This window comes from Sinomicrobium weinanense, assembly GCF_018863395.1.
GTDB lineage: Bacteria > Bacteroidota > Bacteroidia > Flavobacteriales > Flavobacteriaceae > Sinomicrobium > Sinomicrobium weinanense.
This window is the reverse complement of record NZ_JAHKRR010000003.1, coordinates 158,362-173,551: the sequence shown is the minus strand read 5'-3', so window position 1 is coordinate 173,551 and position 15,190 is coordinate 158,362. Positions and strand designations below refer to the sequence as shown.

Sequence of the window (15,190 nt, the reverse complement as noted above, 5' to 3'; positions counted from 1 at the left end):
TGATTAAAGAAAAAGAAAAGCAGACAATGGAACTCGATAACAGTCAATTATTGCGATTCACTACGGCAGGTAGTGTAGACGATGGAAAAAGTACCTTGATCGGACGTTTATTATACGATTCCAAATCCATTTTCGAAGACCAGCTGGAGGCCGTAGAAACCACCAGTAAGAAAAAAGGACATGAAGGGGTAGACCTCGCCCTGTTTACCGATGGCCTGAAGGACGAAAGAGAACAAGGGATCACCATTGATGTGGCATACCGCTATTTCACAACCCCCAAGCGAAAATTTATCATTGCCGATACTCCCGGGCATATTCAGTATACGCGAAATATGGTTACCGGGGCATCCACGGCTAATGCAGCCATTATCCTTGTAGATGCCCGCCACGGGGTGATCGAACAGACCCGGAGACATGCCTTTATAGCTTCTCTGTTACAGATACCACATATCATTGTATGTGTAAACAAGATGGATCTTGTGGATTTTTCGGAGGAAGTGTTTAACGATATCGTAAAACAATTTGAAGAGTTTTCTTCAAAACTACTTGTCAAAGATATTCGTTTCCGCCCGATCAGTGCCCTGCTGGGAGACAATGTGGTAAACCGTTCGGAAAACATGCCCTGGTATGAAGGATCTACTTTGCTGCATACCCTGGAAACCATGCATATCAGTAGCGATATCAATAAGGTAGACGCCCGTTTTCCCGTGCAGACGGTATTGCGCCCTCAAAATGAAGAGCACAGGGATTATAGAGGCTATGCAGGGAGAGTGGCCAGCGGAGTGCTTCGTCCGGGAGATGAAGTAACCGTATTGCCATCCGGATTTACTTCCAGGATAAAGACCATAGACGCTTTCGAAGGTGCTTTGGAAGAAGCCTATGCCCCGATGTCCGTTTCCGTTACGTTGGAAGATGATATAGACATCAGCCGGGGAGATATGATCGTGCGTTCCAATAACAAGCCTGAAGCCTCACAGGATATCGAGGTGATGCTCTGCTGGTTGAACAACAGTCCGGCGAAGCCACGGGCAAAATATAGCGTAAAGCATACCTCCAATGAGCAAAAGGCCATGATTAAGGAGATACTGTATAAAATAGATATTAATACCCTCGATCGCAGTCCTGATGGAGAAGGTCTGGAAATGAACGATATATGTAAGGTGAAACTTCGTACGACCAAACCGCTACTGTTCGACTCTTACAGGGAGAACCGCACTACCGGAAGCCTTATTCTTATTGATGAAGATACTAATGAAACCGTAGCTGCCGGGATGATCGTGTAAAAATTTGATTATGGATTTGAACAGACTTCTGGAAACCGCCATAAAGGCAAGTCTTAGTGCGGGTGAAAAAATAATGCATATATACGAAACCGGGGATTTCGGAGTGGACTATAAGTCCGACGATTCCCCGTTGACCAAGGCAGATATCGCTTCACATAATGAAATTATGCGTTTCCTTAAAGAAACAGAGATTCCCGTATTGTCTGAAGAAGGAAAAGAACTCTCGTACGAAGAGCGAAAAAAATGGGATACCCTCTGGATCGTAGACCCGATAGACGGGACTAAAGAGTTCATTAAAAAGAACGGGGAATTTACGGTAAACATTGCCCTGGTCAAAGACCAGTCGCCTGTGCTTGGGGTGATCTATGTGCCGGCTTTGCAGGAACTCTATTTTTCAACTGTGGAGATCGGGGCGTACAAGTGTACCGGGATATCCGGTTACGATACGTTGGAAGAATGGAAATCTGCATCTGCCAGGCTCCCTCTTAAAAGGGACGGAGAAGTATATACAGTAGTGGCCAGCAGGTCCCACCTGTCACCCGAAACGAAGGATTTTATCGATGCGTTGACAGAAAAACACGGTCAGGTAGAAACCATATCCAAAGGCAGTTCTCTGAAACTTTGTATGGTGGCAGAAGGTGTGGCCGATTGCTACCCCCGTTTTGCCCCCACCATGGAATGGGATACCGCTGCCGGGCAAGCCATTTGTGAGCATGCCGGTTTTAAGGTCATCGATTATACCACTAAAGAAGAAATGAAATACAACAGGGAGAACCTGTTGAACAATTGGTTTTTGGTGAATTGATATTCACGCTCTGAATCCAATATTTACTTATCTTTCGATAAAGACTGCTTAAAAGTATCCAAACCTGTCACCTTGAGCGTAAGCGAAAGGTCTCCCCGACAGATAAACATACTTTTAAGCAGTTTTATTTATGCCCGGTTTTAAACCCCCTCTTCCGAATAGGTCAATTATCCCAAAAGTGCTACATTAGCATAGAAAATATATAATATATATAGTATATATAATATAACCGTGGCAACGTCCATAAAAAGAAATACTATGAAGGGGATTGTTCTCGCAGGAGGCTCCGGTACTCGTCTGTATCCCGTGACCAGGGGAGTTTCCAAGCAGTTACTGGCCATTTACGACAAACCGATGGTTTATTACCCGCTATCGGTCCTCATGTTGGCGGGGATAAAAGAAATATTGCTAATCTCTACCCCGGACGATCTGGGGAATTTCAGAAAGCTGCTCGGTGACGGAAGTGAACTCGGGATCAGCCTGAGCTATGCAGAACAACCCAGTCCGGACGGTCTGGCCCAGTCTTTTATCATTGGCCGGGATTTTATAGGAGATGACAGTGTTTGTCTCGTTCTGGGCGATAATATATTTTATGGTCACGGTTTGACGGACCTTTTGAAAAAATCGGTACGGCATGCCGAAACGGAAAACAGGGCCACGGTATTTGGCTATGCCGTCCAGGACCCGGAGCGTTATGGGGTTATCGAGTTCGATGCTATGGGGAATGCCCTGAGTATCGAAGAGAAACCCCGGAACCCGCGGAGCAGTTATGCAGTGACCGGGCTTTATTTTTATCCCAATTCCGTGGTGGATATTGCCGGGCAGATCAAACCCAGCGCCCGGGGCGAACTGGAGATCACTTCGGTAAACCAGGAATACCTGCGCCGCAAGGAACTGAAAGTAGAGCTTATGGGACGGGGATATGCCTGGCTCGATACAGGGACACATGAATCCATGATGGAGGCGTCTAATTTTATCGAGACCATAGAAAAGCGACAGGGATTAAAAATAGCTTGCCTGGAAGAAATAGCCTTTGACCGGGGCTATATAGACCGGGAGCAATTGCAAATCCTTGCCGAACCCTTGAGTAAAAGTGAATATGGTCAATATCTGCTCCGTAAAGCAGCGTCTTTCGGAAGACAGGGGGCGGAGAGAACAGGTGACAAGGAGCAGTAGGAGGATCGAAAATTAAAACTGGGGATCTGCACCGAAAAACCACCTAAGTAACTCAATGACCAAACCTTAAAAAGTTTAAATCAGCACAATACCTATGAACTTTATCAGGACCGAAATACCGGATGTGATTATTTGTGAACCCGAAGTTCACGGGGACAGCCGGGGGTATTTTATGGAAAGTTTTCGCCGGGACCGGCTCGAAACCTTTATGGGAAGATCCGTCGATTTTTGCCAGGACAACGAATCCCGGTCGTCCCGGGGAGTGCTTCGCGGATTGCATTACCAGTTACCGCCTTTTGCCCAAACCAAACTGGTACGGGTTATCGAAGGCAGGGTACTGGATGTGTCGGTAGATATCCGACAAGGATCACCTACCTTTGGGAAACATATCGCAGTAGAGCTTTCCGGCGAGAATAAAAGACTATTGTTCATACCCCGGGGCTTTGCACACGGTTTTGTGGTGTTGAGCGAAACAGCGTTGTTTTCGTATAAAACAGATCAATACTATAACCCGGAAAGTGAACGGGGCATTGCCTTTAACGACCCCGGCCTGGCTATCGACTGGCAATTGCCGGAAAACGAGCTGAAGTTGTCTGCCAAAGACCTTAAACAGCCGTTGTTCGAAGAAGCAGCGTTTTTTGATTTTAATACCGACTTGTATGGGTAAGATATTGGTTACAGGAGTCTCAGGGCAGTTAGGAACAGAGATAAAGAAGTTGTCCGTATCGTATAAGGGCGATTTTCTCTTTGCAGACCGGGCTGCCCTGGATATTACTGATGGAGATAAGGTAAAACAGTTTCTCGGAAGACATCCCGTGGAAGCGGTGATCAATAGCGCGGCCTATACTGCAGTGGACAAAGCAGAGTCCGAGCCCGAAATGGCAAAACAGGTCAATTGTAAAGCTGTGGAAATGCTGGCCGGAGTATGCGTGAGCCACAACCTGAAACTGGTGCATCTTTCTACTGATTATGTTTTTGATGGCAAAAATCACCGGCCCTACAAAGAAAACGATCCGGCAGCCCCGGTAAATGTATATGGAAAGACAAAATGGGAAGGCGAAGAAGCGATAAGGTCAATCAACCCCGGAAATAGTGTAATTATCCGTACATCCTGGCTTTATTCGTCTCAGGGTAATAATTTTGTAAAGACCATGCTACGCCTGGGAGCAGAAAAGGAAGAGGTCCGTGTAATCGACGACCAGGTAGGCACTCCCACATATGCCGGTGATCTGGCGGCGGCTGTGCTGGACATATTGCCCGGTCTTAACCATAAAAACGTAAAGACCTATCACTATACAAACGAAGGCGTGTGCACCTGGTTCGATTTTGCAAAAGCCATCATGGAATACGAAGGCCTGCCATGTAAGGTGACCCCGGTTCCGTCGTCAGAATACCCCACTCCGGCACAACGGCCATCGTACTCGGTGTTGAGTAAACAAACCTTTAAAAAGGATTTTAAGATGACTATTCCGCATTGGAGAGATAGTTTAAAAAAGTGTTTACGGGAAATAGATAGTAAGTTGTAAAAAAACAGAAAAATGCCCGGAAAAAAGAACATATTGGTCACAGGAGGCCTGGGATTCATAGGTTCCAACTTTATTCCTTATTTCCTGGAAAAATATCCGGATTACCATGTGATAAACCTGGACCTGGTCACCTATGCCGGAGAAGAAGAAAACCTGTCGGAATTAGGCAGCAACCAGCACTATACTTTTATAAAAGGCGACATTCGGGACAGATGCCTGGTCGAGACCATATTCAACCGGTTCGACATCAGGGGAGTGATCCATTTTGCGGCCGAATCGCATGTAGATAATTCCATCAGTAATCCGGGGGTGTTTATAGAAACCAATGTAAATGGTACTTTTACGCTTATTGATGAGGCTTTTAAATACTGGATGGAAACACCTTTTGTCTATAAGCCTGAATACAAGGATTGCCGCTTTCACCATATTTCTACTGATGAAGTCTATGGCACCCTGGGCGAAACGGGATACTTTACCGAAGAAACACCATACGCCCCTAACTCTCCCTACGCCGCAAGTAAAGCCTCCTCCGATATGGTGGTACGAAGCTATCACCACACCTATGGTATGAACACGGTGATCACCAACTGTTCCAACAACTACGGCCCCAAACAGCACGATGAAAAACTGATCCCTACGGTGATCCGGAAAGCCTTGGGAGGAGAACCTATTCCCATCTATGGCGATGGCAGCAATATCCGCGACTGGCTTTACGTAAAAGACCACTGTACCGGTATAGACCTGGCATTTCATAAAGGGCAGGCGGGAGAAGTATATAACATTGGCGGAAAGAACGAAAGAGACAATAATTATATAGCACGTACTATTTGCGATATCCTGGATGAGGTATGCCCCGGACATTCCGGCTCCTACAAAGAACAGGTTACTTATGTAGAAGATCGGGCAGGACATGACAGGCGTTACGCCATTGATGCCGCTAAGATCGAGAACAGATTGGGCTGGAGGGCTAAAGAGAATTTTGAGAGCGGTATCAGGAAGACGGTGGAGTGGTACGTGAGGAAATATGGGAGCAATAACAAATAAGCTGGGTGTCAATTATTGTTTCCCTTTCCGGAATTAACTTTCCTGATTCTTCACATAGAAATACCTGTTAAGCGAATGTGATCAAAACCAAGTTCTCTTCGTTTACGTGTTCGTCGCCCGGGTGCAGGCAAAACTGTCAGGAAGAGACCGTTGCCATTTCTGTTTTTCCCAATTGTCGCAGCATTCTTACATGATCTGCAATCGCAGAGACAAAAGTTTTTTTCATATGGTACGGAAGACCGTATTCATGTGCAGTCTCTATGACGATATGAGAGATCTTCCGGTAGTGAATATGACATATATGAGGTAGTAAATGATGCTCTACCTGGTAGTTCAGTCCTCCAATAAGCCATGAGAAGAAACGGCTCCGGGGAGAAAAATTACTGGTAGTCTCCAATTGATGGAGAAACCAGTCGTTCTCTATGACCCCGTCCCTGTCGGCCAGGGGATATTCGGTGCTGGGCATAACATGAGCCACCTGGAAAATACTGCTTATCCACAGACCGGTGACCACATGCATACATAAAAAGGCCAGTATAACGATCCAGGGCGACAGAGGAACCATGATAAGCGGCAGGATCAGTGCATAGGAGTAATAGAGCAATTTCCACCCTATCAGTTTAAAGAGTTCTCTTTTGTATTCCTGTTCCCGGTTCAGCAACCCCATTTTCTTATACCGGGTAAGCCTTACAAAGTCTTTGGCAGTGATCCACATCAGGGTGGAAATACTGTAAAAGAACCATACGTAGACATGCTGAAACCTGTGCAGCCAGTATCTTCTGGCATGTGGCGAAAACCTCAGAAAGAACGGAACATTGATGTCATCGTCCGCATGCTGAATGTTGGTATAGGTATGGTGCAAGACATTGTGCTGTATTTTCCATACTGTGGCATTGGCGCCTATGAGGTTCATGGTATAGCCCAGGTACTTGTTTACTTTTCGGTGCTTCGAATAAGAGCCGTGAATGGCATCGTGCATAACGCCCATTCCTATCCCCGCCATCCCCAGTCCACTGACCGTGTACAGGACAAAGAGCAGGAGGGTATGATGAATGATACCGGTATTTATAAGAATCAGGGGAGCAAAGAAAGCAAAAAGCATAACAGCCGTTTTGCTTACCATGCTCTTATTGGCATGTTTGCTGATGTTGTGGGTCTTAAAATAAGCATTTACCCTGCTTCTCAATGTCTTGGAGAAGTCGGAATGCTTGTTTGCTGAAAATTTAAGGGTACTCATAATATGGTCTTTTTAAGCTGCGGTCTTTTTAGCTATTTACCGGGAGACAAGACCAAAATATCCTGGCCTTGTTGTAAAGAAAGATGGAAAGTTGGGAAAAATAGAGAAAGAAATACTTGCTTTATTCTGAATTCTTATGTCACATTAAGAAAACTTCACCTGCCCTCTGCATATCCTTTAAATTCAGCTTGTAAATGTTTAGTGCACTATTGCCATGTAAAATACAGAAAAGAATTCAATAAAAGAACAAAAAAACACTAAAAATGAAGACCTGCTGAACTATATTTTATCATAGTACAAGATAAGTCAAATATTTTGCTATTCCTAATTTAAAGCCCTAAGAATATGTTATATTAAGAGACTGTCTAAGTTTTATCCCTTCGGCAAGTGGTTCCTGAGTTTATCGAAGGGCTCAGGGCATCGCCTTCGGTTTTTTACGGGTCTTTTTCCACCATGCTTCGGCTTCGCTCAGCAACCGTACTTCAGCTATTTTTCGGCACGTAGCTAAGGCGATGTCCCTCAAAATACCTTCGTTTGACAAAAACACATACTATAAAATATTCCAAAAACAAAATTTAGACAGTCTCTAAAGGTTTGTTGAATATGCAGTGAAGGAGGTTTTTCATAAAGTCTGTTCCGATACCCGGGTGCAATGATCGTAACAAAAAAGACCGCCCCGGATAGAGCGGCCAGATAATACTATGACAAGAGTATGTTATACAGCCGTAACATTTATAGCTGTAAGGCCCTTCTGACCTTGTTCCACACTATACGTAACTTTGTCGTTGTCACGGATGTGGCTGTTCAGTCCTGATGTATGTACAAATACATCTTTTCCGCCATCATCGGGAGTAATGAAGCCATAACCCCTGGCGTCATTGAAAAATTTTACTGTTCCTTTATCCATTTTAAAATAAATTATAAGGTCAAAGGTAGTTTAATTATTTGGTTATCAATGATTTTAGTGGGTTTATTTGCCTTTTTCCCGGGAACACTCCCGAAGGCTGCCTGTTACAGGGATAATGCCGTCTATTGAGATAGGTTGTTTGCCTGTGATATCCTGTCAGGGTTGTGGAATGCGCATAAAAAAACCGCTCTGAAAAGGAGCGGTCTGACAATAATATGATAAGGATATATTTATATCACTGTAACATTTACTGCGTTAAGGCCTTTTTTACCTTGTTCTACTTCGTAAGAAACTTCGTCGTTCTCACGGATGTTCTCGGTTAATCCTGATGCATGTACAAATACATCGTCTCCACCATCTTCGGGTGTAATGAAACCAAAACCTTTGGCGTCATTGAAAAATTTTACTGTTCCTTTATTCATTTTAATAAAAATTATTGAGTGCAAAGGTATATTAATTATTTGGTTTTCAATTTATTTAATTGATTTTTTTTAGGGAAACAGGTCTTTAAGCGGTATAATTGGTAAGCACAGGTATAAAATTAGGGGCAATTTTCGGTTCTTTTTGTACCTGTGGCCGAATGCAGCATCGATGTTTTGTACCTGTTTAATTTACGATCTCATTTACGATGTCTATCCTTTCTATGAGTTTGTTCACCAGTTCTTCTTTATTTACAAAATACTTTTTGTATTTACCTGTGGTTTTTCCGTTCGCCATTGATATGGTGATGCGGTAATCGCCATTTGCCAAACGGCTTGCCAGTTTAAGCACATCTTTTGAAGGTAAAAATAGGATATCCTCATCTATTTCCATCTTAGTCGGATTGAATGATAACCCTATTATATAATAGGAATGATGCTCTTTAAAAGTATTACCATTGATGTTTAGTATCATTCTGTTACGCTTATATACGTTAAAGCGGGTCTTTACCTGTAAATAGACAGGATTATAGATTTTTTCCTTTAATACGATCAAGTCAATGCCACGCTCGTCTATGACCGGTTTATATACATTGAGTAAGCCCTGGCTATATAACAAGATAATTTCTTTAATACGGTCTTCCCCTATATTACCTTTTGATTGTGCGGATAAACCGGATGTGTCTATAAAATCTTCCTTTCCGTTTTCATCTGTATCTTCGATGACCTCAATGTCTTGTATATTTACTTTAATACCCTGATCAGACACCTCTACAGATACCACATCACCCGCATTCAGATGGTGTTTTTTATAGAATGGTGTCATTCCAAAAATACGATTGTGGTCTGTGTTATAATTCTTGTGTTTGGGCTTGGTGTCTCCGGGGAACCATACTTTTATCGAACTGTTTTCATGAGGCAACAAATCCCTTGCTTTTGCCGGCACATATAAAAAGCCCAGTTTTTTTTCTACACCAATTAATCTGCGCTGGTATGTTATGATATTGTTCATGTTTTATAATGCTGTTGAGTAAATTTTAAAAATCGGCTTACACTGATTGTATCATTGTTTTGGCCCGATAAGATCTGAACCACATTCCTGTTTGCTTCAAATTTTGGGTAAAAGCGGTCTTAGCCTGTATTCTGCGGGTAGGAGGAGTGTCCCGGAAGCAAGGCTGTACGATTTCCGAAATGGATCGGATACGGTTTTTAAAAATACAGATTTTTTTGATAACTCTCCAGTACTATATTGGCTTCTGCCTGCAAAACCCATATCTCCACCTGCTTATTACAAAGACTGGTACAACAATAACAGGCCAATAGCTATGAGGCCGGTATAGATATAGTTTAAAAAAGTATCTTGGCTCAATTTTCGGTTCAGGGACCTTCCTATAAAAATGGCGGGGATCACAACGGGCAGCACTATAAAAAAGTAATGGGTTACAGTGGGGCTCCAGAGCCCTTTGTACCAATAACCCAGCATGCCCATAGCACCAGCCGGCAGAAAATACGCCTGCAATGTGGCCCTGAAATGTTTGGCCGTCCAGTTGCGCATATTGCCATAGACTACGAGAGGTGGTCCGTTAATGCCATAGGCACCGCCAAACACTCCCGATAAAAAACCGCAGACAAAGAGCCATACCTTATTGTCGGATGCCAGGCGGAATTTCCGGGTGGAAACCATGGAATATATGGCATATAGAATAAGAAAGAGCCCCAGGCCACATTTTATAAAGGTCTCATTGCCGTAAATAAGCAGAAGCAGGCCTATGGGGATTCCCAGAAAGGCAAAAACGATAAGCCATTTGGCGCTGTCAAGGTGTATCTGCTTCCTGTCCTGCACCACGATAACCAAAGCTATGGTTATGGATATCAGTACCGAAAGCGGTACCGCAATGTCCAGGGGAATAAGCAGGATAAGCAGGGGCACAGCCACCAGGGATTCGCCAAAACCAAAGGTGGAACGCACCAGGGTGGCAATAAAGAAAATGCTCAATATATAAAAAGTGATAGTGTCCATGGAAGGGCTAAGATAGGCCGGTTCAGGGACGATTCAAAATGTTATTCGGATATTTTAACCGGATATTTTCTTTTATTTGTTAAGATTATTTTATTCCTGATTATCAATATGTTGCAGTCTAAAAAGATGTCCTGCTAAACGAAAAAAAGAATATGTTATTACTTCGATGTACGATACAAATATTAGATACAATAAGTATCCGGTTTTGCTGTACTCAAACGGGGGATTAATGTTACGACCTGAAGGATAAACCGGTTTAAATTTTCTTTCGCAATTCAAAAATATCCGTTCTTCTGTCTTTCAGGTTTTTTACACTGCCGAACTCGTGCAGTTCCCGTAACAGGCCCAGGTCTACATCGGCCAGCAATATCATTTCGGTATTGGGGGTGGCTTCGGCTTTTATACCATTGGTGGGAAAGGCAAAATCACAGGGTGTAAAAACCATGGATTGCGCAAACTGTATGTCCATATTATGCACATTGGGCAGGTTGCCCACGCTGCCGGCAATGGCCACATAACATTCGTTTTCTATAGCCCTGGCCTGTGCGCATAGCCTTACCCTGGAATAACCGTTCTGGGTGTCGGTCAGAAATGGTACAAAGAGGATATCCATACCCTCATCGGCCAGCAAACGGCTGAGTTCCGGGAATTCGGCATCATAGCATATCAGAATGCTGATCTTTCCGCAGTCGGTATCGAAAACCCGGAGCTGGTTTCCGCCCTGCATGCCCCATACTTTTGCTTCATCGGGAGTAACGTGTATTTTTTCGTAGCGTTCTATGGTGCCGTCCCTTTTACACAGATAGCCCACGTTATACAGGTTGTCGTCCCTGATCTCGGGCATGCTGCCGGCCACGATGTTGATATTGTGCGAGATGGACAGTTTAGAGAATTCCTGGACAATGTTGTCGGTATGCCTGGCCAGTTCGCGAATGGCTTCGGGCTCTGAAAGATGGTTGTACTCGGCCATTAAAGGGGCATTGAAAAACTCCGGGAAAAGTGCAAAATCTGCCCGGTAGCCCGACAGGGTATCTATAAAATATTCGGCCTGTTGAAGTAAAGAAGCCACATTCTTATAAGGCCGCATCTGCCATTGCACTAAGCCCAGGCGGACCACACTTTTCTGGGTGGCGGCCTTTCGGGTCGGTTTTTCATAATAAATATTGTCCCATTCCAGTAAAACGGCAAACTCTTCAGAAGCCTTATCGCCATCCAGGTAGCCTTTAAGGATACGGGTGGGGTGAAAATCGTTGGATATCTGAAAATTCAGGACCGGGTCGTGAATTTCCTTTTTCCTTACTTTTTCAATATACTCCTTGGGGCTCAGGGTATCCGAATATTTGTGGTAATTCGGAATTCTTCCACCAAACGCAATGCCTTTAAGGTTCAGTTTTTCACAGAGTTCCTTGCGGTAATCATACAGCCTTCTGCCCAGGCGGAGTCCCCGGAATTCCGGCTTAATAAACACATCGATGCCGTAAAGCATATCGCCATCGTCTGCATGTGTATCAAAAGTGTTGTTTCCTGTGATCTCATTAAAGGTATGATTGCCCTCGAAATTATTGTAATTTACAATGATTGCCAATGCACAGCCCGCGATCTGGGCATTGACCTTAATGACCACCTGGCCTTCCGGGAATTTGTTCAGCAGGGTTTTTATCTGGTCCTCGGCCCAGTAATCGTCTGGCATGGAATGGTAGGCCGATACCATAGCCTCTTTGATCTCCGGGTAGTCTTCCGGTTTCAGATATTGTAATTCTATTTTATCGGTTTCGCTGTGCATTATATGTTGCCCGGAGTTTGCTTTGTACGGGTTAATTTATGAATAAAACGTGAATCTGACCGAAATACCTATGCGCAGTGTCTTTTATTCTTTTCTCAGCCATCCTAAAATCCGTGTATTCTCTATTTTCCATTTTCCTTCTTTGCGGTCGAGGCGGAATGATGCTCTCGATGTACCGGAAGGGCCGGGGTTCTGCTGAATAATTTCCACTTCATTGTCGGTTACCGCAGCTACTATGGCTACATGGCCGTATCTGTTAAACAGGGTTCCGCTAAACACCAGGAGGTCGTCAACACGGGGCCTGGTTTTACTTGGATTGGTGTATTGCGTTAAATTCCGTTTTTGATTTTTCTGTCCGTCCGTTAATGTCTTGTCAAAAAAATCTTTTGCATGCCCATAGCTGTCGGGCATTCTATGGTCTAAATGTTCGTAATAATACCTTTTTACAAACTCCACGCATTGGTATTTCAGTCCGAGGTTATAACCATCTGTTGTTGTATTCCGTCCCGCCACGTGATCAACGCCGCCATTGTGGAAAACAAAAACATTGTTCAGGCTATCAATTTTCTGGCCTACCGTAAACCGGGTATTAAAGTTGATCTTCTTAAAAATCCGCAGCCCGGTATAACCCAGAATGAGTAACCCGGCAATTACATATATCCAGCGTCTTTTTTTCAATATCCTGCCTTTACGGATTTTGGTCATATAACATTCAAATATACACAATCCCATCCCGATGATCGGACAATCATTATGGGACCCTGAAACAAGTTCAGAGTGACATAAATATTACTTTCAGAAGACACCCTCGTTTATACGGCCGGATATTCTGCGCTATGCTTTGCAGGTTATTTTATAACGAACGCATCGTTGGAGGTATCGGCATCCATAAAAATACCCCCATCCAGGCTGACATTGGTAATGTTCTTTACATTTTTCAGCTTAACCACCGCTTTGTCCGGGTTGGATTCCCAGATGGCCGGGGTCTGGTGGAATTCCTGCGTTTTTCCGTTTTTATCCGTCAGTATAATGGTTACGGGAGCCGGCATACCACCCACGTTTTCGAGGGTTATGGTCAGGGTATTTTTTTGATAAGAGGCGTCGGTTACAGCAATGTCTATATGATTATTGCTGAAATACCACCTGTTCCAGAACCAGTTGAGGTTCTTGCCCGTAATATCGTTGAACGAGTAGAAGAAATCCCAGGGCATAGGATGTTTTCCGTTCCAGCGGGCCATATAGCCTTTCAGGGCTTTGCTGAATCCGGCATCGCCCAGGTATTCCTTCATCGCCAGGTACCCGATGGCCGCTTTTCCATAGGCATTGGCTCTTATGGCTACGCCGTTCAGCGCATTGAGGGGGGTAATGACGGGCAGGTCATATTCCATATCGGCATTGCCAGCCCATTTGCTTACCCGGAACTTCTTAAAGTTTTCCGTGGCTTTTTCTTTACCCAGGTCATGGATACCGATCAGGTACTCCAGGGTGGTGGCCCAGCCTTCGTCCATAAAGCCGAAACGGGTTTCGTTAATGCCCATGTAGAACGGGAAATAGGTGTGTGCTATCTCATGCTCTACCACAAAACGGGCAAATTCCGCTTCAGGGAACGAACTGTCGTTGACCATCATCGGGTATTCCATATCGGCAAAACCGCGAACAATGGTCGATTTGGAGTAGGGGTAGGGCACGCCGGGGTAGTTGTTGGAAAACCAGTCCATCGCGTGCTTACCATAGTTCACCATCTCCTTAAAGTCTTCCGAAGGTTCGTCGTAGGCTGCCTGTACACTGGCGCGGCGCCCCGTGGTCTTGTCTACTATCACACTACCGGCATCCCACAGGTAATGGTCACTGATGGCAATGGCGATATCCGTAATATTATCTGCCTTCCACCTCCAGGTATTGGCCGGGTTTTGCCGGGTTACCTTATGGCCTTCCAGGTCTTCTTTGGTGGCAATATGTACCACCTCGTCCGAGGTCATGGATTGCTCCAGGAGCTTGGCGTAATGCGGTTGCAATACCTCATCCGGGTTTTGCAGGTCTCCCGTGGCCCATACAATATAATTGGCGGGAACGGTTACCGAAAAAGTATAATCGTTAAAATCATTGTAGAACTCCTGTGCCCCGTTAAAGTTCATAGTATCCCATCCGCGGTAATCGTCATACACGGCTACCCTCGGAAAGAAATAGGCAAGGAAGAAGGTGGTCTCGTCAATGGCCCCTTCTCTCCCGCTTTGCACAGATACGTCAAAATGCCAGTCAATGCCCAAAGTGATGCTGGCATTCGGGGCCAGCGGGGTCGCCAGCTCTATCATTTTGTTGGTGCCGTCGTTTTTGTCGGTCCATTCCCGCGTTACGCCGTTTTCGGTATAGGCATCGATATGCATGCCGGAGGTCAGGTAGTCTTCCGATGCCTGCCCCAAACGTGCCGCTCCGGGTTTATGCTGGTTAAGGAAGAGTTTAAAGTTCAGGGTTTTTAAGGTATCGGGACTCTGGTTGGTATACACAATGGTTTCTTTCCCGGTGACTTTCCGATCCGGCGGACTTACCGTCAGGTCTATGGTATATACCCCTTTGTTCTGCCAATAGCGGGCCCCGGGGTTCCCGTCCTTGCTACGGGTCTGGTTTTTATAGGCTTTTTTTACATCGCGCGGATGGTATAGTTCCTGGGCCTGTAATGCCATTGCAGAAACCAATAGCAACCCGGTAAATAGTGATTTTCGAAACATGTTGTGTGTGAATTTTAAATGGATGTTTTATGATCTTCTCTATAATATACCTTTTTTGAAGGACCGGGTAAGACGATCCGACAAAGCTGTATGTTTGTCAAATATACATCACCATATTCATACAGAGGAAGAATACATTCTTAAAATTTAGGTATGGAGATCTATAAAATAGACGATGGACCGGAGAGTGGCCTTCCGGGCAATACAGTTATATGTTATGAGATTGCGATACGGTTATTAGGAAGGTATGTGATTCCTGTCTGT

At 44.6% G+C, this 15,190-nt stretch carries 14 protein-coding genes; 6 read left to right on the top strand and 8 right to left on the bottom strand.

The features are described from left to right. The first annotated feature begins 26 nt into the window (after window positions 1-26). From cysN to rfbB, 6 genes are all read left to right on the top strand, one after another. Complete coding sequence (gene cysN / locus KN811_RS10430) at window positions 27-1,283, top strand: sulfate adenylyltransferase subunit CysN (protein WP_187964299.1); 1,257 nt, start codon at window positions 27-29, stop codon at window positions 1,281-1,283. Between the two features lie 10 nt (window positions 1,284-1,293). Further along, window positions 1,294-2,088, top strand: a complete 795-nt coding sequence (gene cysQ, locus KN811_RS10425; RefSeq protein ID WP_187964208.1) for a 3'(2'),5'-bisphosphate nucleotidase CysQ — start codon at window positions 1,294-1,296, stop codon at window positions 2,086-2,088. Between the two features lie 258 nt (window positions 2,089-2,346). After that, window positions 2,347-3,264 carry a glucose-1-phosphate thymidylyltransferase RfbA gene (rfbA, locus tag KN811_RS10420; protein WP_187964209.1) on the top strand — a complete coding sequence of 306 codons (918 nt, stop codon included), beginning with the start codon at window positions 2,347-2,349 and terminating at the stop codon, window positions 3,262-3,264. A gap of 94 nt (window positions 3,265-3,358) precedes the next feature. Further along, a complete protein-coding gene (rfbC, locus tag KN811_RS10415) occupies window positions 3,359-3,931 on the top strand; it encodes a dTDP-4-dehydrorhamnose 3,5-epimerase (protein WP_187964210.1) in 573 nt (190 codons plus the stop codon). Continuing rightward, a complete protein-coding gene (gene rfbD, locus KN811_RS10410) occupies window positions 3,924-4,790 on the top strand; it encodes a dTDP-4-dehydrorhamnose reductase (protein ID WP_187964211.1) in 867 nt (288 codons plus the stop codon). Before rfbC ends, rfbD begins: the two co-directional genes overlap by 8 nt. Window positions 4,791-4,802: 12 nt before the next feature. Continuing rightward, on the top strand, window positions 4,803-5,834 hold the full coding sequence (gene rfbB / locus KN811_RS10405) for a dTDP-glucose 4,6-dehydratase (RefSeq protein ID WP_187964212.1): 1,032 nt from the start codon (window positions 4,803-4,805) through the stop codon (window positions 5,832-5,834). Between the two features lie 136 nt (window positions 5,835-5,970). Here the strand turns inward: rfbB and KN811_RS10400 are convergent, their stop codons facing one another. From KN811_RS10400 to KN811_RS10365, 8 genes are all read right to left on the bottom strand, one after another. Next, the gene (locus tag KN811_RS10400; RefSeq protein ID WP_187964213.1) at window positions 5,971-7,071 is read right to left on the bottom strand and encodes a fatty acid desaturase family protein; all 1,101 of its coding nucleotides are present in this window, start codon (window positions 7,069-7,071) and stop codon (window positions 5,971-5,973) included. Between the two features lie 715 nt (window positions 7,072-7,786). Next, entirely contained in the window at window positions 7,787-7,978 is a 192-nt protein-coding gene (locus KN811_RS10395) for a cold-shock protein (protein ID WP_216334815.1), read from the bottom strand. Between the two features lie 230 nt (window positions 7,979-8,208). Next, window positions 8,209-8,400 (bottom strand): cold-shock protein, encoded by a 192-nt coding sequence (locus KN811_RS10390; RefSeq protein WP_187964214.1) that lies wholly within the window; start codon window positions 8,398-8,400, stop codon window positions 8,209-8,211. A 184-nt stretch (window positions 8,401-8,584) separates the two neighbouring features. Then, window positions 8,585-9,409, bottom strand: a complete 825-nt coding sequence (locus KN811_RS10385) for a hypothetical protein (protein ID WP_187964215.1) — start codon at window positions 9,407-9,409, stop codon at window positions 8,585-8,587. Window positions 9,410-9,685: 276 nt separating this feature from the next. Then, window positions 9,686-10,417: a sulfite exporter TauE/SafE family protein gene (locus KN811_RS10380; protein WP_187964216.1), complete on the bottom strand. Its 732-nt coding sequence runs from the start codon at window positions 10,415-10,417 to the stop codon at window positions 9,686-9,688. Window positions 10,418-10,673: 256 nt separating this feature from the next. Further along, complete coding sequence (locus KN811_RS10375) at window positions 10,674-12,200, bottom strand: carbon-nitrogen hydrolase family protein (protein WP_187964217.1); 1,527 nt, start codon at window positions 12,198-12,200, stop codon at window positions 10,674-10,676. 84 nt (window positions 12,201-12,284) lie between these two features. Continuing rightward, entirely contained in the window at window positions 12,285-12,905 is a 621-nt protein-coding gene (locus KN811_RS10370; protein ID WP_187964218.1) for a CHAP domain-containing protein, read from the bottom strand. Window positions 12,906-13,048: 143 nt separating this feature from the next. Then, window positions 13,049-14,926: a M1 family metallopeptidase gene (locus tag KN811_RS10365; RefSeq protein ID WP_187964219.1), complete on the bottom strand. Its 1,878-nt coding sequence runs from the start codon at window positions 14,924-14,926 to the stop codon at window positions 13,049-13,051. Between the last annotated feature and the right edge of the window lie 264 nt (window positions 14,927-15,190).